This is a genomic window from Nostoc sp. PA-18-2419 (genome assembly GCF_005869855.1).
Taxonomy (GTDB): Bacteria; Cyanobacteriota; Cyanobacteriia; order Cyanobacteriales; family Nostocaceae; genus Nostoc.
Window position 1 is genome coordinate 45,183 of record NZ_SZNH01000020.1, and the last position, 25,186, is coordinate 70,368.

General features: G+C 40.5%; 19 protein-coding genes. 9 read left to right on the top strand and 10 right to left on the bottom strand.

Going from position 1 to position 25,186, the window contains the following annotated elements; translation table 11 throughout:
• Positions 1 to 198: 198 nt before the first annotated feature.
• Positions 199 to 882, bottom strand: coding sequence for a peptidoglycan-binding domain-containing protein (locus FCR06_RS20100; RefSeq protein WP_138502838.1), 684 nt, complete (start codon positions 880 to 882; stop codon positions 199 to 201).
• 961 nt (positions 883 to 1,843) lie between these two features.
• On the opposite strand from FCR06_RS20100, the gene FCR06_RS20105 reads away from it, so the two are divergent.
• From FCR06_RS20105 to FCR06_RS20135, 7 genes are all read left to right on the top strand, one after another.
• Positions 1,844 to 2,881, top strand: coding sequence for an NADP(H)-dependent aldo-keto reductase (locus FCR06_RS20105; RefSeq protein ID WP_138502840.1), 1,038 nt, complete (start codon positions 1,844 to 1,846; stop codon positions 2,879 to 2,881).
• A 260-nt stretch (positions 2,882 to 3,141) separates the two neighbouring features.
• Complete coding sequence (locus FCR06_RS20110) at positions 3,142 to 4,269, top strand: aryl-sulfate sulfotransferase (protein ID WP_138502842.1); 1,128 nt, start codon at positions 3,142 to 3,144, stop codon at positions 4,267 to 4,269.
• A 139-nt stretch (positions 4,270 to 4,408) separates the two neighbouring features.
• Positions 4,409 to 5,080: a glutathione S-transferase family protein gene (locus tag FCR06_RS20115; protein ID WP_138502844.1), complete on the top strand. Its 672-nt coding sequence runs from the start codon at positions 4,409 to 4,411 to the stop codon at positions 5,078 to 5,080.
• A 223-nt stretch (positions 5,081 to 5,303) separates the two neighbouring features.
• The gene (locus FCR06_RS20120) at positions 5,304 to 6,617 is read left to right on the top strand and encodes an ABC transporter substrate-binding protein (RefSeq protein ID WP_138502846.1); all 1,314 of its coding nucleotides are present in this window, start codon (positions 5,304 to 5,306) and stop codon (positions 6,615 to 6,617) included.
• A 49-nt stretch (positions 6,618 to 6,666) separates the two neighbouring features.
• On the top strand, positions 6,667 to 7,575 hold the full coding sequence (locus FCR06_RS20125) for a carbohydrate ABC transporter permease (protein ID WP_138502848.1): 909 nt from the start codon (positions 6,667 to 6,669) through the stop codon (positions 7,573 to 7,575).
• Between the two features lie 3 nt (positions 7,576 to 7,578).
• The gene (locus FCR06_RS20130; protein WP_138502850.1) at positions 7,579 to 8,460 is read left to right on the top strand and encodes a carbohydrate ABC transporter permease; all 882 of its coding nucleotides are present in this window, start codon (positions 7,579 to 7,581) and stop codon (positions 8,458 to 8,460) included.
• 175 nt (positions 8,461 to 8,635) lie between these two features.
• Positions 8,636 to 9,736, top strand: coding sequence for an ABC transporter ATP-binding protein (locus FCR06_RS20135; RefSeq protein WP_138502852.1), 1,101 nt, complete (start codon positions 8,636 to 8,638; stop codon positions 9,734 to 9,736).
• 189 nt (positions 9,737 to 9,925) lie between these two features.
• On the opposite strand, the gene FCR06_RS20140 is transcribed toward FCR06_RS20135, so the two are convergent.
• Positions 9,926 to 10,129, bottom strand: a complete 204-nt coding sequence (locus FCR06_RS20140) for a hypothetical protein (protein ID WP_138502854.1) — start codon at positions 10,127 to 10,129, stop codon at positions 9,926 to 9,928.
• Positions 10,130 to 10,401: 272 nt separating this feature from the next.
• Positions 10,402 to 10,572, bottom strand: coding sequence for a photosystem II assembly protein Psb34 (gene psb34, locus FCR06_RS20145; RefSeq protein ID WP_138502856.1), 171 nt, complete (start codon positions 10,570 to 10,572; stop codon positions 10,402 to 10,404).
• 689 nt (positions 10,573 to 11,261) lie between these two features.
• Between psb34 and FCR06_RS20150 the strand changes: the two genes are divergently transcribed.
• Entirely contained in the window at positions 11,262 to 11,645 is a 384-nt protein-coding gene (locus FCR06_RS20150; RefSeq protein WP_138502858.1) for a hypothetical protein, read from the top strand.
• Between the two features lie 439 nt (positions 11,646 to 12,084).
• A complete protein-coding gene (locus tag FCR06_RS20155) occupies positions 12,085 to 13,002 on the top strand; it encodes a DUF928 domain-containing protein (protein ID WP_223280209.1) in 918 nt (305 codons plus the stop codon).
• Positions 13,003 to 13,114: 112 nt separating this feature from the next.
• On the opposite strand, the gene FCR06_RS20160 is transcribed toward FCR06_RS20155, so the two are convergent.
• The 7 genes from FCR06_RS20160 to FCR06_RS20185 all read right to left on the bottom strand — a co-directional run bounded on the left by FCR06_RS20160 (position 13,115) and on the right by FCR06_RS20185 (position 24,662).
• A complete protein-coding gene (locus tag FCR06_RS20160) occupies positions 13,115 to 13,723 on the bottom strand; it encodes a hypothetical protein (protein ID WP_138502860.1) in 609 nt (202 codons plus the stop codon).
• A 54-nt stretch (positions 13,724 to 13,777) separates the two neighbouring features.
• Positions 13,778 to 15,508: a R3H domain-containing nucleic acid-binding protein gene (locus FCR06_RS20165; RefSeq protein WP_138502862.1), complete on the bottom strand. Its 1,731-nt coding sequence runs from the start codon at positions 15,506 to 15,508 to the stop codon at positions 13,778 to 13,780.
• A 94-nt stretch (positions 15,509 to 15,602) separates the two neighbouring features.
• Positions 15,603 to 16,751 (bottom strand): circadian clock protein LdpA, encoded by a 1,149-nt coding sequence (ldpA, locus tag FCR06_RS20170; RefSeq protein WP_138502864.1) that lies wholly within the window; start codon positions 16,749 to 16,751, stop codon positions 15,603 to 15,605.
• Positions 16,752 to 17,291: 540 nt separating this feature from the next.
• Positions 17,292 to 17,426: a hypothetical protein gene (locus tag FCR06_RS34320; protein WP_262984691.1), complete on the bottom strand. Its 135-nt coding sequence runs from the start codon at positions 17,424 to 17,426 to the stop codon at positions 17,292 to 17,294.
• Between the two features lie 54 nt (positions 17,427 to 17,480).
• On the bottom strand, positions 17,481 to 18,959 hold the full coding sequence (locus FCR06_RS20175; RefSeq protein WP_138502866.1) for a response regulator: 1,479 nt from the start codon (positions 18,957 to 18,959) through the stop codon (positions 17,481 to 17,483).
• Between the two features lie 226 nt (positions 18,960 to 19,185).
• Positions 19,186 to 21,021, bottom strand: a complete 1,836-nt coding sequence (locus FCR06_RS20180; protein WP_138502868.1) for a GGDEF domain-containing response regulator — start codon at positions 21,019 to 21,021, stop codon at positions 19,186 to 19,188.
• Positions 21,018 to 24,662 (bottom strand): ATP-binding protein, encoded by a 3,645-nt coding sequence (locus FCR06_RS20185; protein WP_138502870.1) that lies wholly within the window; start codon positions 24,660 to 24,662, stop codon positions 21,018 to 21,020. The genes FCR06_RS20180 and FCR06_RS20185 overlap by 4 nt, the downstream gene beginning before the upstream one ends.
• Positions 24,663 to 25,186 lie beyond the last annotated feature (524 nt).

Sequence of the window (25,186 nt, forward strand, 5' to 3'; positions counted from 1 at the left end):
TTCTTTAACACCCTAACATACTGAAAAACTCTCATATCAAGTTCGGCTAATTACTTACAATATGGTTGGTCTTTTTGGTAATTGGTAATTAGTAATTGGGAAAAGATGAACAGTTGTGTTTTTCTTCCCCATTACCCATTACCCATTTATGATTAAATCTTTTCCCATCTGTGTGTCCTCATCACTCTCCAACCATTATTAAATACCAAGAGCTCCTCTAGTTTCTGGGCCGACGATACCATCTACAAGTAAACCTTTGCTTGCTTGAAAGTTTCGTACTTGACGAACAGTGTCTGGGCCATAAATTCCATCAACTCTCAGACTACCTAAAGCTGTTTGAACGTCTCTGACAAGCTGACCTCTAGAACCGGGAGTCAAAATGAATGAACCACCAACCCCACCAGGTCTACTCGTAGTAGGACTGTTAACTTGATCGCCAACCCATCGGGCAAAAACATATCTACCTGTAGCAAGCCTAGCAAAACCATTTTCATAGCTTTCAATGGCTGGAAGTGGCGTCCCATTTCTTATACAATCTACATACGAATAGTTAATGCTTGGGCCTGTACGAATACGTAGACAACTGCCGTTGGTTCTTACATATGCTGCGGAACTAATTTCAATTTGGCTGACAGCAATAAGTAAGACACCAATACTAGCTAAAGCTAACCAAGCAGAAGATTTGAGAAGTTTTTTCCAATTTGATTTAAATTTGAGTTGATTATCTTTACTATTGGTAGATGTTAGTTTATTAGTAATAATTATGGAAGAAAATTTAAAAGATTTTTGCCAATTTAACTTTGATTTAGAAAAATTATATTCTGTATTTGTAGATGCCTCTTCTTGAGCAATAAACATGTGGGAATAAGCAAGATATTCCATAATACGCCCCTCTATATAAAAAATGAGTATTGACAGAGTAGTTAATCGGCTTTTCTCTGTATTTACTCTTAGTATATTTTATATCATTTATCTGAAAAACGTTTTTACTTGTGGCAAAATTAATAAAAATAAAGTTAGTCGAAGAATTCTACCAGAAAAAGCTACCAACGCGCTAATTAAATGTTGCTAGGCGATCGCCTTCTCACTATAAATTAAATTTATTTAGTTAAAAGCTTTCTTTGGACTCAGCTAAACTAGTAACCACACTAGTTAATTTATTTAAATCTATTACTCTACTTATAAATATAAACTTTGTTAGCAGCGATCACACTAAAAATTTCCTGGTTATGTAAGTATAACAAATATTGAGTATTTTTTATTGCTACAAATTGTTGTATACAAGCTCTTGTGTCTCTGGCAGATGTATATAATTTGCCCTCTACTCTTCATCTTTTCTACCTCTGTTTCAGATAAATGCACATCTGTGGATCCCTATGCTCTGTATTGCATACATTAAAGTTGGCTATAAATACAGTAATAGCGAGCATTTACTTAGTTGCAGAAATAGAAATGTGCAAGGCTCAAAACAGCATACCTTATATGAACAATTATTAAGACTTAATTTTAAAACAATCTTAAAACTTTCTGTTATACTACGGTAAGTCAGTAAAATTATCGTAGTATAAGATGAGGTTAAAAAAGCCCATTATACAAAAATTTCATAAAAATAAGTATTTTGTACTATTATTTGATAATTTTTGTTAATTTAAATTAGCTTATTTCTCTAGTTTATCTATGAATTAAAAACTGTCTAAAAGATAATTGAACTATTAATTTATCCTCTGATAAATAATAATTTAGCGGTAATGTCACTATTTTATTAGCTAATTCGGTTTAATAGAATTATTTGATAAAAAAGCAAAAATTCCCCTTTGAATCAACTGAATAATTACAGAGAAATATGAAGCAAAACCAACTTGGGACTAGTAACTTAAAAGTTTCTGAAATTTGTCTGGGCACTATGACCTATGGACAGCAAAATACCATCAAAGAAGCCCACCAGCAGCTAGATTATGCTATCAGTCAAGGAGTCAATTTTATTGATGCCGCTGAAATGTATCCAGTACCCCCAAGTGCCGAAACTTATGGATTAACTGAAACTTATATTGGGGAATGGTTAAAGCATCAACAAAGAGATAAACTTATTATTGCTACTAAAATCGCGGGGCCTGGTAGAGGCTTTAAATGGGTACGTGATGGAGCCAAAGCAATTGACCGTGATAATATCAAACAAGCCATAGACGATAGCCTCAAAAGATTACAAACAGACTATATAGATTTGTACCAAATTCACTGGCCAGACCGCAACGTACCAAGGTTTGGACAAACAGTTTTTCAGCCGAATCAATTAGAAGAAACAGTTCCTATAGCTGAACAGTTAGCAGTTTTTGCTGATGTTATTAAAGCAGGCAAAATTCGCTATATCGGTTTAAGTAATGAAACTCCTTGGGGAGTTACCCAGTTTAGTAACATTGCTAAACAGTTAGGACTGCCCAAAGTTGTTTCGATTCAAAATGCTTACAACTTAATCAATCGAGTATTTGATGGAGCCTTAGCAGAAGCAGTTTATTACGAAGAAATCGGGTTACTAGCTTATAGTCCTTTGGGGTTTGGCTTTTTAAGTGGCAAATATTTAAATAGTAACCCAGAGAAAACAAGAGTGACTTTGTTTGAAAACTTTGGTCAGCGGTATCGTAAACCAAAAGTAAACGAAGCAGTTAAAGCTTATGTAGAAATTGCCAAGCACTATCAGCTTAGTCCAGCACATCTGGCTTTGGCTTTTGTGCGGAGTCGTTGGTTTGTGGCTAGCACAATTATTGGTGCTACAACACTCGAACAACTCAAAGAAAATTTGGAAAGCGTGAATGTAGTTCTCAACAAAGACATTTTAGAAGAGTTAGATAAAGTTCACGTTCAGTTTCCAAACCCAGCACCGTAAGAGTGGGGAGATGGAAAGATGAGGGAGTGTAGGGAGATTAAGGACTTCCAATTAAAAAATATTCCATTGCTTTGAGGGCAGGGGGGCAGGGAGCAAGGGAGAGAAAGTCGTTTTGATCTGTGAAATAGGATAATTTATTTTCTGGAAGTCTCTTATAAAAAAGCAACAACCTTTCCCACACTCCCAATTCCTGTTTGGTCAATGCTCACTCTATAAAAATAGCTTGATTGATAAAAAATCAGATATTTACTAGGTAGAATATGGCTTTTACAGCAACATTGGTTGACCAGAATACTATTCGTCGTCGGGGTACTGGTTTAAAGGCTTATAATCCCGAAAAAGTTTTCAAAGGATATACACTTTTTACGCCCCTAACAGGTCAAGGTGAAGTTTACCTGTTGAATCTGGAAGGAGAAGTAGTACACCAGTGGAATCTGCCATATCCACCAGGGTTATATGGTTATCTCTTACCTAATGGCAACCTTTTTTATAACGGTAAAACTCCACCAGAAGAACCACTACGTTTTGCCTTATGGGCTGCATTCAAAAGTGGCGTTGTTTTAGAAGCAGATCCCAAAGGAAATATTATCTGGGAATATAAGCATCCAGATCATCATCACGATGGACGCAGACTAGCCAATGGCAACACAATTTTACTAGCGATTGAAAAAATACCTCAGTCTTTGGTTCCCCGGATTCAAGGTGGTGTAGCGGGTACAGAAGCGAATGGTGATATCTACGCTGATGTACTTTATGAAGTGACCCCAGCAGGTGAAATTGTTTGGACTTGGCACGCGTGGGAACATCTCGATCCAGATATATTTACGATTACTCCTCAGGATCATCGACACGAATGGACTCATGGAAACACTGTAGGTGAACTCGCTGATGGGAATATTATTGTCAGCTTTCGTAATATATCTACAGTAGTGATTATCGATCGCCATACCGGAGAAATCATCTGGACGCTGGGCGATCAGGTACTAGCACAGCAACATTTCCCTAACGAATTAGCTAATGGTAATATCCTGATTTTTGACAATGGCGCACATCGCCGTCATATCGCCCTGAATTTCTCCCGTGTGATTGAGGTAAACCGTCAAACAAAAGAGATAGTTTGGGAATACACCGATAGTCCACCCCAAAATTTCTTTAGTTCCTACATATCAGGCGCACAACGTTTAGCAAATGGCAATACCTTAATTACAGAAGGTGCTTACGGTCGCATATTTGAGGTGACAATTACCGGAGAAATTGTTTGGGAATACATCAACCCCCACTTTGGATCTCGGAATATTCCAGGTGAGAAATCGCCAGTGACTCGTGGCGAACAAAATACAGTTTTCCGCGCCTTCCGTTATGCACCGGAAGAGATACCCTGGCTTTGAGGGTACTGGGGACTAGTGATTGGGTACTAGGTATTGGATTAGGAAACCTCTTCCCCAGTCCTCTTTTTAGATTTGGGATGTTGAATTAAAGTTCAATTCTCAATTGCTCAATAAGTCCTAATTTTCAAAGGAACTTAAAATGGCTGAAATCAAACTATACAGTGCAGTTGTTTGTCCTTATGCTCACCGTACCCGCTTGGTACTTCAAGAGAAAGGCATTGACTTCGATTTGAATGAGATTGATTTGCAGAATCCACCGGAGGGCTTTAGGAAGGTTTCCCCTTACGGTAAAGTCCCAGCAATTACTCATAATAATGAGCGAGTTTGGGAGTCAGCAATCATTAATGAGTATCTAGATGAGGTATTTCCTAATCCACCTTTGTTACCCAGTGATCCGATCGCTAGGGCACAGGCTCGCATCTGGATCGATTTTGCTAATACCAGGTTTGTTTCTGCTTTTTCTGACCTTCTACGAAGTTCAGATGTTCAAAAACAAGAACAAGCTAAGCAGGAACTATACAAACACTTGGAATTTATTGAAAACGAAGGTTTAAGAAAGCTATCTGGAGAAGGCCCTTACTGGTTTGGTGAATCCATCAGTTTGGTTGATTTTACCTATTTCCCCTGGTTTGAACGCTGGGCTGCACTCAAAGAGTATCGTGGCTTTGGCATACCCACAGAATTCACTCGTCTGAGACAATGGAAGCACGCCCTGAAGGAACGTGATTCTGTAAAGGCGATCGCTAACTCTAAAGAATTTTACATCCAGCGATATGCTAGATTTGCTGCGCCTACTCCTGTTAGTGTTTAACCAATAAAGTTTCGCAGTTTTGAGATCCCCGATTTCTTTAAGAAGTCGGGGATTTCTCTTTTTATAAATGATTTAGCTGGGATTTGTGACAAAAAACTCGAAAATACGGTCAAAAACTCAGAAAATATTTTAGCTAGTGGAATTAATAAAAAATAATCCTTCCTAAGGTATTATGCTGTTATTTTCTAATTAATTATTACTACTAGCGATCGCTGCATTGGCAATGTTATACCAAAAGTCAATAAAAAACCTGCAAAAAATTATACAAAAAAAATTTTTTCATCTAGGGATTTTTCTGACAATTCTATTAAGTATCATTTTGTTTAGGGTAGCACTTTCGCAGCAACCAGTTACCCTAAATATGCTGATTACTGCCCCTGATGCCGAACCTTGGAAGCAGGGTTTGATTAAAGACTTTGAAGCTGAGAACCCAGGTATTCGCATTAACTTGGTTGAAGGGCCAAATGCGACAAATTTGCTCGAAGACCTGTATACCTCATCTTTTATTTTAGGTGAATCTCCTTATGATTTAGTAAATATGGATGTCATTTGGACATCCAAATTTGCTGCTGCTAAATGGTTGCTTCCCTTAGATGATCGCATTTCCAAAGAGGAGTTGGCAGCATTTTCACCCAAGGATGTAGAAGGGGGACGTTACCAAGGCAAGTTGTACCGGATTCCAATGCGTTCTGATGTGGGAATGCTCTACTACCGGGAAGATTTATTAAAGGAAGCAGGATTGCAACCACCAGAAACCTTTGAGGATTTGATGCAAATTTCTCAAACCTTGCAGAAGAAAAACAAGGTAAATTGGGGCTATGTTTGGCAGGGACGCCAGTATGAAGGACTTGTGGCGATGTTTGTGGAAGTCCTTAATGGTTTCGGTGGCTTCTGGGTTAATCCCGACACACTCGAAGTTGGGCTGGATCGTCCAGAAACATTACGAGCCATTGAGTTTTTACGTAGTACTATCAGCCAAGGTGTATCTCCTCCTGGAGTTACAACTTATCAGGAGGAAGATACTCGACGCTTGTTTCAAAGTGGTCAAGTAGCGTTTTTACGTAGCTGGCCTTATGCATGGCCTTTAGCTCAAGCAAAAGATTCGCCAATCCAAGGCAAAATTGCAATCAAACCGATGGTTCATGCTCCTGGTAAGACTGGAGCAGCTTGTCTGGGAGGCTGGGGTATAGGGATTGCTAAATCTTCTAAACATTCCCAAGAAGCTTGGAAAGCAATTCAATATTTTACTAGTGAAAAGGCACAGCAGCGATTCATTTTGAGTGCAGGCTATGTACCAAGTCGCCGGGATTTGTTTACAAATCCAGAAATTGTTGCCAAATATTCCCACTATCCGCAGTTACTACAGGTCGTGGACAATGCAGTTTTACGTTCGCCGATCGCCCAATATGCCCAAACGTCCGATATTTTGCAGCGTTATCTCAGCGCCGCACTATCCAATCGGATGAATCCAGAACAAGCAATGAAAGCTGCTGCGAATGAAACGCGGCGACTGCTAGAAGCTGGAAGAAAAAGATAAAACCTTTTTGATACTTCGTCCTTTCCTCAATCTCCAATCCCTAACTACTATGATCGACCTGCATACACTCCGAGGTAGGGAACAACAGACGGCTTGGCTGTTACTAGCACCAGCATTGCTGCTGCTATTATTTGTATTCGGCTATCCGATTTTGCGAGCATTCTGGTTAAGTGTATTTACTAAGAATTTGGGAACAGAGTTACAACCCGTATTCTCTGGTTTAGACAATTATCTGCGGATGGCGGGGGATGGTCGTTTCTGGCAGAGTTTATGGGCGACGACTGTGTTCACAACAGCATCCGTACTCTTAGAACTACTGCTGGGATTGGGAATTGCCCTAGTTCTCAATCAGGCGTTTTTTGGACGGGGCATAGTGCGAACGACTGCTATTCTACCTTGGGCTTTGCCTACCGCTTTGATTGGTCTGGCATGGAGTTGGATTTTTAACGACCAATTTGGAGTTGTAAACGACATTCTTCGGCGGTTGGGGCTGATTAAAATTGGAATTAACTGGTTAGGAGATCCAACTCTGGCAATGCTGGCAGCGATTTTTGCTGATGTATGGAAAACTACACCCTTTATTAGTATTCTGTTGTTGGCTGGCTTGCAGTCAATATCAGCAGATCTCTATGAAGCCTACTCTGTCGATGGAGCAAATGCTTGGCAAAGCTTTCGTAAGATTACCCTACCACTACTGCTGCCACAAATCTTGATTGCAGTCCTATTTCGATTTGCTCAAGCTTTCGGAATTTTCGACTTAATTGCTGTGATGACCGGGGGTGGCCCTGGAGGTGCTACTGAAGTGGTGTCGCTGTACATCTATTCCACAGTGATGCGTTATTTAGATTTTGGTTATGGAGCAGCCCTAGTAGTAGTGACATTTCTGATCTTGATTGCTGCGGTGGCGATCGCTAGTTTCTTGCTCAATAAATACCGTGCTAGAACAGGAGCCATTTAACCGATGAGTGTAATTCCACAAACAGTTTCAAGGACTCCAGGACGAACAGGGAATTGGTTATCTCTGAAAAAAATCTTGCTACTAATCGCAATTGTATTAGTGGTACTATTCAGTCTAGCGCCAGTTCTATGGCAATTACTAACTTCCTTTAAAGTGAATGAGGATATTGCCGCCGTCCCTACTGTTTATTTCCCCAAGCGATTTACTTTTAGTCACTACATTGAATTATTCACCCGTCGTCCATTTTGGCACTACATCTTCAACAGCGCCTTTGTGTCGATTACTTCTACAGCTTTAGCTTTAGCAGTGGGAGCGCCGGCTGCCTATGCTCTAGCACGGTTACGACCTTGGGGCGAACGAGTTATTCTCGCTAGTATTTTAATCGTCACCTTATTTCCAGGAATTCTGTTGTTTTTAGGGTTGCTAGAAATTATCCAAGCGTTGAGATTGGGCAACAACTATTTGTCATTGATTATACCTTACACTGCCATCAATTTACCGCTGACAATTCTGGTACTCAAAAGCTTTTTTCAACAATTGCCCAAAGACTTAGAAGATTCTGCTAGGGTCGATGGCTACAACACTTTTCAACTTTTGTGGCAAATCGTGCTGCCAATGACCCTTCCGGCTTTAGTGACTACTGGAATTCTCACCTTTATTTTTGCCTGGAACGAGTTTATCTTCGCTCTGACATTTATGACGCGTGAAGAGTTGAAGACGATTCCTGTTGCTGCTGCTCAATTGGGCGGGGCAACAGTATTTGAAATTCCCTATGGTGCGATCGCTGCTGCTACCGTTTTGGGAACGTTACCCCTAGTTTTACTTGTTTTGTTTTTCCAGCGCCGGATTGTCCAAGGTCTTACTGCTGGTGCTGTTAAAGGATGAGGCAGAGGGGTAGGGGGCAGGGGAGATAAGGAGACAAGGGGACAAGGAAGACAAGGAAGAATAAGGGAGACAAGAAATAATAATTTCTTCTGCCTCCTGCCCCCTGCCCCCTGCCTCCTGCCTCCTGACAAGTGACAAATGACAACTAACAACTGACCACTGACAATTTAGAAAAATGGCTAAACTTGAACTCAAAAACTTGAATAAAACTTATACTTCTAAAGTTATCCCTGTCAAAGACATTAGCTTAACTGTAGATAATGATGAGTTTTTGACTTTACTTGGCCCTTCTGGCTGTGGCAAATCTACCGTCCTACGCATGATTGCAGGTTTAGAAGAACCTACTCGCGGTCAGATTGTAATCGGAGACGTAGATGTTACCTATAAGCGACCAGCCGATCGCAACATCGCGATGGTATTTCAAAGCTACGCACTCTACCCCCACATGACAGTGTACGAAAATCTCGCTTCTGGACTGAAGCTGAAAAAAACACCATCAGCAGAAATTAAACAGCGAGTGGCAGAAGTGGCAAAAGTTTTAGGATTAGAAGAGTTAATGAACCGTAAACCCGGTCAGATGTCTGGAGGTCAACGGCAGCGGGTTGCAGTCGGTCGTGCTTTAGTGCGTAATGCCAATGTGTACCTACTGGACGAACCGTTAAGTAACTTAGATGCACTGCTGCGCGAACGAGTTAGAGCTGACCTCAAGCAAATTTTTGCAAATCAAAAAGTCCCAGTGGTTTATGTCACCCACGACCAAACAGAAGCGATGACACTCTCCACGAAAGTAGCTTTACTCAACGATGGCTATGTCCAGCAACTTGACTCGCCCGAACTAATCTACAATCATCCAGCGAATCTATTTGTGGCTGGATTTGTTGGTAGTCCGCAAATGAATTTGCTAACTCTACCTTGTAAAGGACGATACGCCATCCTGGGTAACTTCCAAGTGCTTCTCCCAGATATACCAACTGTACCACCCCAGATTGTCCTGGGAATCCGCCCAGAAGATGTCCGCATTGCTCAACCAGGTGATACCCAGACTATCCGAGGACGAGTGTATTTAGTGGAAAACTTGGGTATGCAATATTTGGTCAGTGTCAAAGTTGAGGGTTCACAAACCGAACCAATTACAGTACGCGCTTTGTTGCCAACAGACCAAAATTGGAGCAGGGAGGATATTACACTAGCTTTGCCTCCTGAGGATATTCATTGGTTTGATGTTCAATCTGGTCATGCTCTTGTTAGGAGGCAAAAGTTAGGTGTAAAGAGCTAGTACCGCTGTGAAGTCAAAACGAGTAAGTGCATTGGGGAGATAACGCTATAGGCGAGTTCCCCGATTAGAGGCTGCTTGTTGGAGGGTAGCAACTGGCTCTCAAAAGTCAAAAGTATTATGAAATAGCCTTTTTAAAGATTTTAAATAGTTGCTCTATTTACGATGCAGTGTACTTAGTACAGTTTTGCATCAAAGTGTAGCGTTTGTTAATCCAAGGGGATGTATTGGCATTGCAGAGGCACACATTAACAATGCATGGAGATGCATTGGCATTGCAGAGGCACGCATTAACAATGCATGGGGATGCATTAGCATTGCAGAGGAACGCATTAATAATGCATCGGGATGCATCGGCATTGCAGAGGAACGCATTAATAATGCATCGGGATACATCGGTATTGTAGAGTGTTGCCAAATTTAATTTGTTAAACTGTCGCCTATCTAAATTGCAACAAACATTGTGGGTCAAATCAAAATTAATGGGGAGTATAAACCTTAAATTTTCAATAAAGGCGATCGCTTTCCTCCCTCTCCTTGTAATAAGAGTTATGTCTGCGGTGGGCTACGCCTCGCACTCTACAACAAAAACCTCGGCATTAAATACCGAGGTGAGGGGGAAAAGCCTAAATGTCAATGGGAGATACCGTTACCGTTGTCGAAAAATCTTAACTAACCGCAAAACTAGCCAAAACTAGAGCGGTAACTAACATAGTTGCAATTGCACCTTGTATCAGGTAGTTAGGTTGTTCCCAAGTTGCAGGGTACTCAGCACAGTACACTTGGGGTTCATTTCGGTAATTGTTGAGAATGCGGTTTTTATTAACAGTGTTGTACATGGTTTTTTATTGCTTATTTATTAATTTATGTAAACTAATATAATGTAATTGTTACACTGGGTCAACATAAATTGATACAGAAAGGCTAATAGAGTTAATAAAAGTTGCTTATCAAAAACGCATGAGGTAAGCAATTGCTCTCGTGCTAACTTTTACAAGAGAACTAATGTAAAATACAAGCCAGCGAATAAAAAGAATTCATCACCTAGGCAATTGAGCCTCCCTTGGAACCAGTGCCAGGTATTAGAAAATCCCGAAGTGCAAGAGATTGCAGAAAAGTTTACTCGTGCCAATTGCTTCAAACGTTGAAAATTTGCTAATCTTGTTGTTGGTTACTTTCCCCCGTCCATTGGATTCGTTCCGAACGCCCGCAGCATTGTGATGTTTTCAAAAGGTACTCTAATGGTGTATTAATGGGGACGGAAAAAGGGAAAGGAGCCGCGTAAGCTGCTAGGTGTTCGTTCATTCAACCTAACTTCAGGGCTAACCTTGAAGAAGCGCAGGATAACTGTATTTTTACAGATGTCCAGAGCTTATCACGAATTGCTACTGCAATCTGTGATTTGAGTTGTATGCACGAATACCCGGTCAAATAAAGCAGCATAAAAATAAGCTTTTAGCTACCGGAATTGTTGCAAACGCTCTCTTCAAGGCAGCCTCCTAGAGTAAACCTAAGGAGGTTAAATAAAGTGCAACGTTCTGCCAAGTGTGTGAGCAATAGCAATAAAACCGCATTCAATGTGGATGCCCCAGGCTGTCTATGTCTGGGGCTTTTGCTTTTGCAGTCTTTATTTGCAGAAAAAAGCCCGGAGTTTCTCCAGGCCGAAAATTTAACTCACTCTAATCATAAAGTCATGTCCGTTAAAAAGAAAAACTCGCCCCTACCTCCCAAGAGAAACTTGCCTCCTGGGAAGTATGCTTACTTGTTCCTTGCCCTTGTAGCGATCGCTCCTATCTTTGCTGCCCTGCTATCAGGTTGCAACCCTGTGAGCTTCTACCTAAGAGGGTTGGGAATTGAGTATCAGTTTCAAAAAAAGGCTTGTCAACTTCCCGCAAATCAACCGCAAAAGTAGGATGACGTAAATCAAAATATCCAGTGGTATGGTGCGATGCTACTGGGCATTGCCTACTGTGGTCTGTGCTTTATGCGATCGCTCTACTTATTCTCTAAGAATTGTATGAGGGCGATCGCTCAAAATCTGGAATCGCAATATAGGCGTTGTAGTTGTTATTAGATAAATACTTCTATAAATAGCTTTTAAGAAATATAACCCCATCCAAAGCCCAGTTATGACAACTAGGTTTTTTGATAATAGAGCGATCGCCCTTGATTCAATGCATGAATGTTGCTCTTATAGCAATAGTGTTAAAATTTTCAATCTCAAATCTAAAATTCATTCACAAAGCTACTTCAGCCTGACCACAAAGTAGCACACATAAAGCCTTGTCAGTGTCACCTTTACGTTATTGTATTATATAAACCACAAGTACATACTACAAGTAAATATAGACATGATGAAACATAAATTTTGGGCAAGTTATCTGCTTGCTGCTTTAGCATTTCTGCCCTCTGCACCTCTGGGCATGACTCAAGTATTAGCAACAGAGTCAGTTTACCAAATGGCACAAGCTAAATCTGCTTATACTCAAAATATGGTGCTTGGTTATACTGAAACCAAACGAAGAAATTATCGAAAAGCTTTAGGATATTTTCAGCAAGCAGAGCGCTTACGTCCTGGAGATAAATATGCTACTACTGCAATTAGAAATGTTACGAGTTACATTCAACGTGGTAGAAATCGTATTGCTTTCGTTCCTGGTATACCTGGTAGAGTCAGGTCAGCAGGAACACGGGGAGGTTGCTTTAAAACTGGAGAATCTTTGATTCCTCTAATACCAACAAATAAGGAAGCTCAACAAACCACGGCAGAACATCCTACATTCTATTTCTACATTCCTCAAACTTCTACAAAAGTAGAAGCATTAGAATTTGTTTTGCAGGATGATGATAGCAGTGACCCCTTATACAAGGGAACTTTTAAACAGATTGCACAGAATGGCATTGTTAATGTAACTGTACCTGCCTCTAAGTCACCTCTACAAATCGGTAAAAAATATAGTTGGACTTTTTCAATGATTTGCGATGTTGGCAACCCAGATAAAAACTCATATATAGAAGGTACAATAGTGCGATCGCAGGACGAAAATCTATCCCTTGAACTCAAACAACCAAACACAGATTTGGATCGTGCAGTTTTGTATGCCACAGCTGGATTTTGGGAAGACGCTCTGAGAACTTTAGCTAATTTACGCCGCCAACGTCCTAACGATCCTGAAGTGCAGAAATATTGGGAAGATTTATTAAATTCTGTAGACATTAAAGAAGTTATAAACAAGCCTCTATTGCCCTGTTGTACTGCCCAGAACTAAATTAACAATTATTTAAAAACCCGGTTTTGATATCAAAGCCGGTTTTTTTGCTTCAAAATTACATTAATAAACTCATAAGCTATCGTACATGAAGAACAAGCCAAACCCAAGCTTAAATTGATTGTGACTTAATCATCCACACTAAAATACCTAATATTTGCTCCACTGGGGGAATTAAATATTCGGTTAAATCAATAGTTACAGTGTTGTCTTCCAACTTAAGGAATGTCCACAGATTACCACTGCTAACACTACCGAAAATGGTAGCAATAGTTTTTTCGTTTTTGCTATTAAACCTTTGAGCAACTATCATTTCTGCAATACACCGCCCCAAACCACCTTTAAGATTTTCCTTTTTAGCTTCTACAATCACCACTGCTGGGGCTTCAATAAATAACTGCTCTGGCGAAAGACTAATTAGAAAGTCGCAAAATCCTGCAAGTCCAATTTCTGGTTCAACGCTAAACTCTTCTCCCGAAAAAAAGCTGATTTGTCTGTTGAGAATTTTTCGGACTTCAAACAAAATTGGGCTAATAATCAATTCCGCTCTAGCTTTTTCAGAACCCATTGCAATTGCTAACTGAATACTTTCTCCTAAAAATTCAGCCAACAGAGGACTAGGTAAAATTGGTTCTATAGGCGGCAAAAATTGTCCGCCTTCCACAAGGGTAAGGTTAAAGTCTTGTTTTACTTTTCTTAGAGAAAACTCTCTATAAGACATCAACTGTCTCCCATTAAAATCCCCTCTCAGTTTGGAGAGGGGTTTAGGGTAAAGTTACGCTGGATAAATCCTGAGTCGGCGATTTGGTTCTTCGCCAAAGCTGTGGGACTTGAGTCGATAGTGTTCTACCAACTCATGCTGCATTTTGCGGACTTGCGGAGAAYGGGGCAATAACTCTACTGGCTGTCCTTTGGGAATTACAATTTGCTCTACAGCAAGTCTAGCTTCTTCCAAGGCGTCCATTTCGTCATCGCTACCGCTGTGCAAAAACAGTTGTAGTTCTCGATCGTCGGCCATGTCCGGGTCATCCATGTTCAGCAACCGCCTCAAGCCACGGGTAATTTGGGGAATGGTGCTGGACTTAATCATGTGGATGGGCACATGACGGGCTTTGGCTATTTGGCGTAATTTGGCGTGATTTTTGACATGCGATCGCAGTGCTAAAATAGCGTCTGCACTATCTATATCTTTTGTCAATACCACGGGTAAAGTTAGTACGCTGATTACCTGTTCGAGTTGGTGGCGGCTAACACCATAGGGGTAAACGTGCAGTGGCAAATCTTCACCATTTGGCCCTGCCTGTTTAATACCATCCAAATCAACGCTCTCAGAATAATTGAAGGATTCATCGAGCAAGCGGTCAAACTCACTGCGCCCAGATGCCCGTTCCACAGGCAACGGCGGCAGTGCTACCATTTGTCCAGAGGAACGCCAGCCAGCAGACTGTCGCCCTGAAGAGAAAGATTCCTCCCCTGTCGCCTGGTGTCCACCGCGACCGTTAACCACAGCTAACTGCCGTGTAATGGCAACTTTGCCTTGGTCATCAACGGTTCTCGTTTGTGGGCTAGGTTGACGACCGCGCAACAGATTATCTACTGTGTCAGCAACGCTTTCGTGTATTACCCAGCGCTGCCGTTCTAGCATTTCCGCAGCAATCTCGAAGGTCGGAGGAGCTTTGCGTTCTAAAACAGTCTTTTGAGAACCTCGGCGTCTAGCTTCGTCGTCTCCCAGAGTCACAGCTTGGATACCCCCAATTAAATCAGCCAGGGTGGGGTTTTTAATCAAGTTTTCAATCTGATTACCGTGGGCAGTACCTACCAACTGTACACCCCGTTCAGCAATGGTACGAGCTGCTAAAGCTTCGAGTTCCGTGCCAATTTCATCAATGACGATAACTTCTGGCATATGGTTTTCCACTGCTTCAATCATCACTTGATGTTGTTGATTTGGATGAGCCACTTGCATCCGCCGAGCTCGACCAATGGCGGGATGAGCAACATCACCATCCCCAGCGATTTCATTGGATGTGTCAATAATCACGACTCGTTTGAGCAGGTCATCCGCCAAAACACGGGCAATTTCCCGTAAGGCAGTAGTTTTGCCCACACCTGGACGCCCCAGCATGAGAATCGATTTACCAGTTTCTACCAAATCGCGGATCATACCGATGGTTCCAAACACCGCCCGACCGACGCGACACGTCAAGCCAATAATCTTGCCAGTGCGGTTGCGGATGGCACTGATCCGATGTAAAGTTTGCTCAATTCCTGCCCGATTATCTCCGCCAAAGGTTCCAACTCGTTGAATACAATCATCTATCTGTTCTTGAGTAACGGGTATTTCGCTTAGATACTCCGCTTGATTAGGAAAGCGAGCCTCTGGGCGGCGACCCAAATCCAAGACCACTTCAACTAAACTATCTCGTTTGGGATGGCTCTCTAGTACTTGTCGCAGGTCTTGGGGCAAAATGTCTAATAACTTTTGGAGATCGTCTGTAATCGTCATGCTTTCTATGTGACGTTTTGAGAGATAGTGAGGACATTTGCGTGCAGGAGTTGCCTTAGTAAATAATTGTCCAGAATGAGGGTTAATACTCCTGCTATGACTTGATCTGGGAAACGAGAGAATGGGCTAGCTCTACAGCTTGCCAAAGTAATATTTCATCTTCTTCTAAATCAACTGTGGCTTTAATATTGGTGTTACTTACCTCCTTATTCTCTAATTGTTCAAGAATCGATGACAGCAGTACACGAGCGTAGCTACCGTAGGCAACCCCGGCGATATGCGATGGGGTGGTGAGATGGCGAGGTGATGGGGTAGCATTATCTCCACATCTCCTTATCTCCTCATCTCCCCATCCTTGGAGGAGTCCCATTGCCTTTAACTTGGGAACAGTGTAGCTGTTAGTGCCGCCTGCTAACTGCACATATCCTGGTAACTTCGCTGCCAAAACTTTTTGGCCTAATTTGACTGCGGCTAAAGTAGTACCATCGCCAATATCTCCGCTCATGGGACGACCGTCGGTTTGCCAAATTAAAGCACTCTTGAGTGGGGTAATCAGGTCACATAGCGCTTTGAGGTAGTCAGTTATTCCCTCGTCATTGGGACAACTGATGGCTACTACCTTTAGTCGATTGACCCACGGTGAAATTACTTGCCACAATCGCTCAAATTCTGCCAACCGCCCAACTTTTGTATGGATTTCTACGGCATCTACTTCCGTTGACATTACCAATTGCGCGATCGCTCCAGGCGTTGAAATATACGAACTTGTATAAATTATATCATATGGACAAACTGGTATACAACGACCGCAGCCATAGCATTTTTGGGATATTACTCCTGAAAAGTTTTCTTTTATACTATCAAACACGATTGCTTGTGTTGGACAAATCCTTTGACAGGGTCTAGGGCAGTCTGTAGGGCACTGAGTAGAATTAAATTCTGCTTTCCGAAAATGGGGGTCTTCTCCATCATTGAGGCTGACCATTAAAAAGGGTGAGTTGCCTTTGTAGCCAAAGCCACGCTCTTGGGCATCCMTAGCCAATTCCTTGGCTACTTGTAGCGCTGCTTGCACTGCTGCAATCACCGCTGGGTCAGCTGCGACATCTATGCAGTCAGCGCCCGCCAAAGTGTAGGCTAACGTTAAATTTCTGACTGCCGGCAGATGCTGGAAACTGGCTCCGCAAATGAGCTTGAACCAGCGACCTTGTTTGAGAGATTCTAAAGGGGGGAACAGATCAGTCACATTTCTATTATGCGTTTATGCGACTAAAAATAGTAGTGTGTAATCAATAAAAAGTCTGGATTTCCTGATTCAGGGCATTAAGAGTATTGAGTGTTGAGTGTTGAGTTAGGAGTAAAGCCAAAGGTAAAGCGTCTTTGGTTAAGAATTATTCTCCTCCTGCTCCCCACTCCCTATATTTCATTCCACAACCGTATTCTTTGTGGAAGACTCTGCCGAAGATAGAGCTTTATATCGACGCTTGGTGGAGCAGTCAGTACACCTATGAGATTTGCTGCCTTTGAGTCTGGGGAGGAACGCTGCAAGCCTGCCAAGGGAAAATTCTGGATGTGATTTTGTTGGATTAAGGACTTTCAGATTTAAACGCGCTGGAATTTATTACTGAGCTATGGAAGCAAATTTATAGTAGAAAAATTAAGTAATTGTATTGACTAAATAGGTAAGAGAATATTAAGTAGGTCAACATTGAAAAACGTAAGATAGAATCTTTGCGATTACTTCACTATCCTTGTGTTCTCTACCTTGGGCTGCGCCAACGAGACGCTACGCCCAGCCTTGATTAAGAGTAGGGGTACGGTAAGCCGCTTCTGTACGACACGCACTCGCGTTCGCGTCTACACTTGGTTTTGCTGGTGATGAGATTTTACCTTTAATTAAGTTGAACTCATTATCAATCATCCCTTATGGAAAAGACACTGGTGGACGATTTCACCTGAATTGTGGATTCTTCAATTAAGGCTCAAATTCTTCTATAGGAATTTCAATCGCAAATTCTGCTCCTTGTCCAGCAGATGAAGTGCAGGTAATCTCTCCTCGGTGTTTTTGCACAATAATTTGATAGCTAATAGACAATCCTAATCCACTACCTTTGCCTACAGGTTTTGTAGTAAAAAATGGGTCAAATAAACGCGCTCGCAATGATTCTTCTATACCAAGACCATTATCGGCGATCGCTATTTTGACCGTATGAGAGTTTGTGATTTTTGTATAAATCCGAATTTGGGGAGTGGGTAGTAGGGCATTGGGCATGGAGCATGGGGGAGCCAGTCGCATCGGCGGATCTGGTGACTGGTGCGAATTGGCGTCATGCGGCATTGGGCTGGGAGTTCTTAGCACAGAAGAAAATTCCTCTTTTGTGCTTTTTTTCCCCCTACCTAATTCCTCATCCTCTAATTCCCTATTACCTCTTATCCCCAGAGGCGTTTCAGACTTTCCCACTCCCTTTTCTAAAGCATCAATAGCATTATTCAATAGATGTATAAATACTTGATTTAGTTCGCTTGCATAACAGTTGACTGGAGGTAAGTTGCCATAATCTTTAACTACAACAATTGCGGGACGGTCTGCTGTTTCCTTGAGTCGATGCTGTAACATCACTAAAGTATTTTCAATGCCTTCATGGATGTTTACTCGCTTCATCTGGGATTCATCGTGTCGAGAGAAGTTTTGTAATGCTAGTACTATTTCCCGAATACGATTAGAACCTCTATTCATCGCGCCTATCAGCTTTTGCAAATCATTAATTACAAAATTCAGGTCTATATCTTGAGCTATTTGCTGAACTTTTAGCGTCGGTTTAGGATATTCTTGTTGATAAACCTGAATAATATCTACTAGGTCTTGTACGTATTGACCAGCATATTGAAGATTTCCATAAATAAAACTGATCGGATTATTTATTTCATGAGCAATTCCAGCGACTAACTGCCCTAAGGCTACCATTTTTTCATTTTGAATTTGCTGAACTTGGGCAGTTCTTAAGTTGTCAAGAGCCTCTTGAAGCAAAAAGTTTTTTTCTTGCAGTTTAACTTGTAGCAAACGTAAATTAATCTGATTTTCAATTCGCAATACAACCTCTGCTCCATGAAAAGGTTTGGCAATATAATCTACGCCACCAACATCAAAAGCTTTTGCTTTATCTACAACATCATCAAGGGCGCTAATAAAAATTACTGGAATTTCGCAAGTTTTATTGTCAGCTTTGAGTTGTTGACAAACTTGATAGCCGTCCATACCAGGCATATTAATATCAAGTAAAATCACATCTGGCAAAACCATTTGACATGCAGTCAGTGCCATTTTGCCATTTAAGGCTTTGCGAACTTCAAAACCTTGTGCAGTCAACATTGCCGACAAAAGCCGCAGATTATCTGGGGTATCATCTACCACCAAAATATTTCTTTTATAATGGTCAGTTTGATTGAAATGCATTATAAATTTGAAATCACCCGTAAAATTTGGCTCAATTTTGCCAAAAAAGTTATTTTTATAGTTTAACTTCCACATTGCTCGGAGAGTTTTACAGACAATCAAAGCTATTAGTTCAGTTAAGAGCTTTGCAAAGTTAAAAGCTCGATCACAGCAGTATAGTAGATAGCACACCAAGACGAGCTTACTGGTCGTCACAAATCAAGTTTTTTTAGGTGTTATTTGATGGCTACCACTGAGGTGCTGCCTCAAGTAACTTCAGAACCAATTGTTCTTCTATGGGTTTAGAGAACAGGTATCCTTGAGCAAAATCACAGTTTAAATTTCTCAATTTTGCTAACTGTTCTTGTGTTTCAACACCTTCAGCAATTGCACTCATTCCCATTGAGTTAGCAATCCCAATCATTGCTGGAACTAACCCCATATTTTCTTCATTTTCCTGCATACGTTTAACAAATGATTTGTCAATTTTCAGTGCATTTAAAGGAAAACTATGCAGATAACTTAAAGAGGAATATCCTGTACCAAAATCATCCATAATCAATTTTATTTTTCGCTGTTTTAGTTGTTCAAGTATTATTTTGATTGCATTAGTATTTTCCATAATTACACTTTCTGTAATTTCTAGTTGTAAATATTCTGGATTTATTTGATTTTCAGAAATTATTCGGTCAATTTGATCTACCAAATTTGGCTGTGAAAATAATCTTGCACTCAAATTTACACTAATAGTTAAGGATTTTGGTGTTATTCGATGATGTTGCCACAGGCTTAGTTGATGGCAAGCCGACTGTAATACCCAAGTATTAATCGCACTAATTAAACCTGTTTCTTCTGCTACAGGAATAAATTCTATAGGAGAAACCAAACCGCGAATTGGATGCTGCCAGCGCACTAAGGCTTCAAATCCAGAAATTCTTCCTGTGGTTAGGCTAATAATTGGCTGATAGTAAACGAGAAATTCTTGCCTTTCCACGGCTCTTCGTAAATCATTTTCTAGCTCTAAAAGGTGAATAGCTTCCTGATGCATTGCTGGATCAAAAACATGATATTTTGCTCTTCCTTGAGCCTTGGCTCGATACATTGCCGTATCAGCATCCCGCAGCAAATACTCTGGGCGATCATAATCTTTGTTACCCCAACTAATACCAATACTGGCATTCATAAACACTTCATATCTTGACAGTTTAAAAGCAAGTGATAGCTGTTGCAGAATGCGTTCAGCAACTTGAATTGCAATGTTGATATCTGTCAGATTTTCCAGAAGAATGCCAAATTCGTCGCCACCTAATCGTGCTAAGGTATCAATAGGTATTAGGCATGTTTGTAGGCGGCAGGCAATGGCAATCAGCAATTCATCTCCTACCAAATGGCCAAGAGAATCATTGATCACTTTGAAGCGATCGCAGTCTAAAAAAAGCACAGCAAACTGATAATTCGATTCTTCTTTAGCACGGTTTAGAGCATTTTTGAGTTGCCTGATAAATAAAACTCTGTTTGGTAAACCAGTTAGCGAATCGTGCAACGCTATATCTAGGATTTGACTTTGTAATTTTTGGCGGTAAATGATTTCTTCATGGAGTTTTTGCAGAGCATTTTCTAGTTCCCAAGTCCGTTGTTTCACCCGATGCTCAAGTTCAATATTTAGTTTCAATATTTCTAAGCGCGCCGCTCTTAAAGCCAGTTGATTTTGCACGCGCACTAAAACTTCTTGAAATTCAAAAGGTTTAGTAATGTAGTCTACACCACCTACCTTAAAAGCTTTCACTTTGTCAAAAACATCATCCAATGCGCTAATAAAAATTACTGGAATATCGGCTGTTAGCTCCCAAGCTTTAAAGGTTTGACAAATTTCATAGCCATCTACTTCTGGCATCATAATATCGAGCAAAATTAGATCGGGTAATACTGTTTGAGTTGCTGTCAATGCCATTTGCCAGTTCAAGGCTTTACGAACGTTGTACCCTTCCTTTGTCAATATCGAAGATAAAACCCGCAGGTTATCTGCCATATCGTCAACAATCAAAATATCTTTTTTATAAGGGTCTAAATGCTCGTAATTCATTCTATGTTTGTTCTAGTCAATTCCATGATTTTCTCAAACTGATAGTTATTTGCTAAATCCCTGAAAACTTGGAAAACTTGACTCTTATCTAATGGAATTTGCTTGAGTAACTGAAAAATCAGGTCATCACTACAGCTGGCTGCGGCATAGTGTATTTGTTCGAGCCAATCAGGCGACATCTGCGACAAATGGCTCAGGAGTTCAGCAACACTGCTAAACATTTGTGTAGATTGATCGACAACTGCTGTGTTTGTGGTTTGTATTTGCCTGGTATACTTTAGGCCCAAATGTTCGCTCAGTTTTTCTAATAATACTTCCTGGGTGAATGGCTTGCGAATAAAATCATCACACCCAATGGATAAAGTTCTCTGGCGTTCTTCCTCAAAGGCGCTAGCAGTCAGAGCAATAATAATGGTACGTTTATCAGAGCAGCCTTCAGTTTTTCTCGGGAAGTCGCAACGTGGAGCTAAGGTTGTTAAGAACTTTGGATCGCAAAAAGAGGGATTCGCCGTTGCAAAGGACTGACTGCCACTCAAGTGACTAGTAACTAGTGTTGCACTGTGCGAACTCGACTGGCTTGACAAAGGTTCTTTTCCATGCTTCATAGCCCATTCTCCATACCCCAATTCTTGAGATTTAATGATTTTTGTGGCTTCGTAGCCGTTCATAATTGGCATTCGCATATCCATAAAAATCAAATCTGGTTGCCAAGATTGCCAACTGGCAATTGCTTGCATACCATCTGTAGCTTCCCTGACTTCAAAACCCATAGATGTAAGAATTTTTACTAACAACAGACGGCTTTCTTTGGAGTCGTCAACCACTAAAATGCGGTATGCTTTTTCAGTAGCAGTTAAAGCAAGACTTTGGTATTTATTTTGGTTTACCGGCATTACTCTAGGACAAGCCAGAGCAATTTGAACATTAAAAGTAAATGTACTACCTATACCAGGAGTACTGCTGACAGTAATATTTCCCCCCATCAGTTGCACGTATTTGCGGCTAATGGTCAAGCCTAGTCCTGTGCCTTGTTGAGATTTTCTGCCGATTTCGGTTTGTTCAAAAGCCTCAAATAGCGAATCAATTTCTTGTGGAGTAATACCACAACCAGTGTCTTGTACCTCAAAGATAAGGGATTGGGGATTGGGGAACTCAGGGCTGCCTCTGGGGATAAGGGGTAATGGGAATTGGGTAGATGAAAAAGACGCGGTGAAAGAATTCTCTGTGTCAGAATATCCCTGCGTCCCCAGTTCCCATGCCCCTAATGCCCACTCCGTGGGGGTCCCAAGTTCCCCAATCCCCAGTCTCACCCGCAGCGTTACCCTGCCAATGTCAGTAAATTTGATGGCATTTCCTAAGAGGTTGAGCAAGACTTGAAACAGTTTATTTTCGTCTGTTTCTACGTATTGAGGAAGGTCTGGCGGATATTCAAATACTAATTCTAAGTTTTTTAATGCAGCACGTAGGTGCAACATTTCTTCTAAGTTCTTCAGCAGATGAATTAAGTCAAAGCTGCTCAGGTTTAATTTGATTCTACCAGCTTCAATTTTGGACATTTCTAGAATGTCATTAATTAAATTCAGTAAATGTTCGCCAGCACGATTAATAATCGCCAAGTTTTCCTGATGTTCGTTAGATAATGAATAATCTCGGCTCATGACTTGTGTAAAACCGAGAATGGCGTTGAGTGGGGTACGCAGTTCGTGGCTCATGTTAGCGAGGAATTCACTTTTGGCAAGGTTGGCGGCGGCGCTTCGTGCTGCTTCGCGAACGGCTGCTTGTTTTTCCTGGGCGGCGATTTTTTGAGATTCAATCAATTCTTCTTGGGTAATTTGCAATTGTTCAATAACTTGCTGAAATTCGTCAGTTCGTTTTTTGACTTGAGCCTCTAAGATTAAGTTGTATTCTGCTAATAACTTTTCTGCTTGTTTGCGTTGGCCGATCTCAAAGAATGTGGCGATCGCAAAAGCCAAATTCCCCGATTCATCATAAATTGGCTTTCCCAAAACTTCAATAGGAATAATCTTGTCACAACGGCGAATTTCCATGTCATCAATTCTGAGCTTTTCTCCTTGCAATGCTCTTAAAATTGGCAAGCGATCGCTAGGATAAAGTTGATTTGTACCGCCAATATAAGCTTGATATACTTGTGACAATTGTTCTGGGGTAACTTCTGCTATTGTCCCTTGACCAAGAATTTCCTGGCCAATTTCATTTGTATAATAAGGGTTACCTTGAGCATCTATAATAAATACACCTACTGGCATGGCTTCTAAAAATTGAGTCAGCCGACTTTGACTTTCAGATAGTGCCTGATTTAAAACTTGCATCTCGGCATTCTTTGCTTCTAGGACATTAAAAGATGCTTTGAGTTGCTTGGCCATAGTTTCAAATGACTTGGCTAGTTCCCCTAGTTCATCAGAGCGATTAATTTCTGGTGTCTGCTCCCATTCACCTTCAGCAATTTTCTTGGCTGATGTGTTTAATTCCAAAATTGGCTTAATTACCCACCGAGCAGTTAAAATTCCAATTTCTGTAGCTACTAAAAAAGCAATTATGCACAGAATAATGGTGGTATGGGTATTGATGTTAATTTGCTCCATAAATTCGCCTTGAGGGATTACTACTACAATTAGCCAATCCAAGCCCAAGTTGTCCTGCCAATTTTTTACCTGCACAAAATAATCTATTCCATCGACTGTAAAATTTAGCTGTTTTTTTCCTCTAATAAACCCAAGACTACCAAAGTGTTTGATTAAATATTGTGTTGTAAGTCTAATTAAGGAATCTTGACTATTTAATCCCGAAACGCGTTTCGGTTGACCATTAATGATACTATATGGTGACTCACTCGAAGAAGCCACTATTAATCCAGAACGCTCTAAGATAAATGTTTCACCCGAATGTCCGTTTTTTAATTTAGATAAAAAATTGCCGATTTGTGACAATATCAAATCAACGCCAATCACCCCAACCAGTCTGTGATTTTTATCGTAAACAGGATAGCTGGAAGATATGGATAAAATTTCTGGTTTATCTTCCCATTGATAAATTTGACTCCAAACTGGTTTACCTACCTTAACTGCATCTGTGTACCATGCTTCTTGGCGAGGATCATAATTTTTTACTGACTGCAAATGATGGCGATTTCCTTTATTATCTGTAGTGTAAACATAAAGTTTGCCTGTACCATGCTTTTTGGTAACTTCATTAATTAAGAGCTTGCCATTATTTAAACGTTCAACACCGATAAATTCACCTTTAGAATTAGCAAAGTTATTGTAGTCAATATTGAAAACCTGCATCTGTTTCCAAAAGTAATTTCCGGCAATTTGAAAGTTAGAAAGTGTGAGCAAATTTAGCTCAATTGCATCTAAATTAATTTGATTGATTTGCTTCGGAGTTGTTAAATAGCGGTCGAGATGCTGTTCAATGCGATCGCAAATTTCATTTTGTAATTGAGCAGCAAGCTCTTTTACCGCTTTTTGCCCGTTTTCATAGGAAAGATAACCCACAAGTCCTACTGCCCCACAAATTTGCAATATAAAGGGCACAATCAGAATATACCTTAGGGGCATCTTGGCGTATACTTTGCCAACTAAGCTATTGACAGATTTGACAGGCTGAAGTTTGGATAACATTGTTTTTTGATTCTTCCCTAGAGTTTACCAGGGGTGTTTTCGCCACATTAGCTACATCCAATTTCAGGATAACTACGGCGTGCCATCTTTTGACCCACAACATATTTTATTTAGTATAGTATAAAAAAATACTAATCTTAAATTTATATACTTTTTTGACTGGCTGAGTTCCTCCAATATCTAAATTTTCAGAGTTGATGATTACACCTTAATTTGCTCTGTTTTATCCAGTAATATCTCAGCAGATTTTCTCAGCTCTACATAAGTTTAGTGGAACAGCTACAGTATGCCATTCTAAAATTCAGGTTGCCATTAGCACCTATTAAAACCTTTAGGTTTGTGCAAAAATAATTTTTAATATTTCATAAAAATACATAGTAAATATGAAAAAAATTTACTATGTATTTGATATTTTTATGAAATATTAATTTTTATATAGAAATATCTTGTAAAACTGCTTGAGACTCTTGCAGGGCAATAAAAACAGCCATTATTCTGAGCATTTGATGCTTGGCGAGCAAATT

What these genes read in the sequence shown, in the direction of transcription:
- FCR06_RS20155 (WP_223280209.1), top strand. Translation starts at nt 12,085, where the DNA reads ATGATGAAACATAAATTTTGGGCAAGTTATCTGCTTGCTGCTTTAGCA.
- FCR06_RS20140 (WP_138502854.1), bottom strand. Translation starts at nt 10,129, where the DNA reads ATGTATCCCGATGCATTATTAATGCGTTCCTCTGCAATGCCGATGCAT.
- FCR06_RS20120 (WP_138502846.1), top strand. Translation starts at nt 5,304, where the DNA reads ATGTTATACCAAAAGTCAATAAAAAACCTGCAAAAAATTATACAAAAA.
- FCR06_RS20175 (WP_138502866.1), bottom strand. Translation starts at nt 18,959, where the DNA reads ATGCATTTCAATCAAACTGACCATTATAAAAGAAATATTTTGGTGGTA.
- FCR06_RS20160 (WP_138502860.1), bottom strand. Translation starts at nt 13,723, where the DNA reads ATGTCTTATAGAGAGTTTTCTCTAAGAAAAGTAAAACAAGACTTTAAC.
- FCR06_RS20135 (WP_138502852.1), top strand. Translation starts at nt 8,636, where the DNA reads ATGGCTAAACTTGAACTCAAAAACTTGAATAAAACTTATACTTCTAAA.
- FCR06_RS20185 (WP_138502870.1), bottom strand. Translation starts at nt 24,662, where the DNA reads ATGTTATCCAAACTTCAGCCTGTCAAATCTGTCAATAGCTTAGTTGGC.
- FCR06_RS20105 (WP_138502840.1), top strand. Translation starts at nt 1,844, where the DNA reads ATGAAGCAAAACCAACTTGGGACTAGTAACTTAAAAGTTTCTGAAATT.
- FCR06_RS20115 (WP_138502844.1), top strand. Translation starts at nt 4,409, where the DNA reads ATGGCTGAAATCAAACTATACAGTGCAGTTGTTTGTCCTTATGCTCAC.
- FCR06_RS20180 (WP_138502868.1), bottom strand. Translation starts at nt 21,021, where the DNA reads ATGAATTACGAGCATTTAGACCCTTATAAAAAAGATATTTTGATTGTT.
- FCR06_RS20130 (WP_138502850.1), top strand. Translation starts at nt 7,579, where the DNA reads ATGAGTGTAATTCCACAAACAGTTTCAAGGACTCCAGGACGAACAGGG.
- FCR06_RS34320 (WP_262984691.1), bottom strand. Translation starts at nt 17,426, where the DNA reads ATGATTGATAATGAGTTCAACTTAATTAAAGGTAAAATCTCATCACCA.
- FCR06_RS20100 (WP_138502838.1), bottom strand. Translation starts at nt 882, where the DNA reads ATGGAATATCTTGCTTATTCCCACATGTTTATTGCTCAAGAAGAGGCA.
- FCR06_RS20110 (WP_138502842.1), top strand. Translation starts at nt 3,142, where the DNA reads ATGGCTTTTACAGCAACATTGGTTGACCAGAATACTATTCGTCGTCGG.
- FCR06_RS20125 (WP_138502848.1), top strand. Translation starts at nt 6,667, where the DNA reads ATGATCGACCTGCATACACTCCGAGGTAGGGAACAACAGACGGCTTGG.
- psb34 (WP_138502856.1), bottom strand. Translation starts at nt 10,572, where the DNA reads ATGTACAACACTGTTAATAAAAACCGCATTCTCAACAATTACCGAAAT.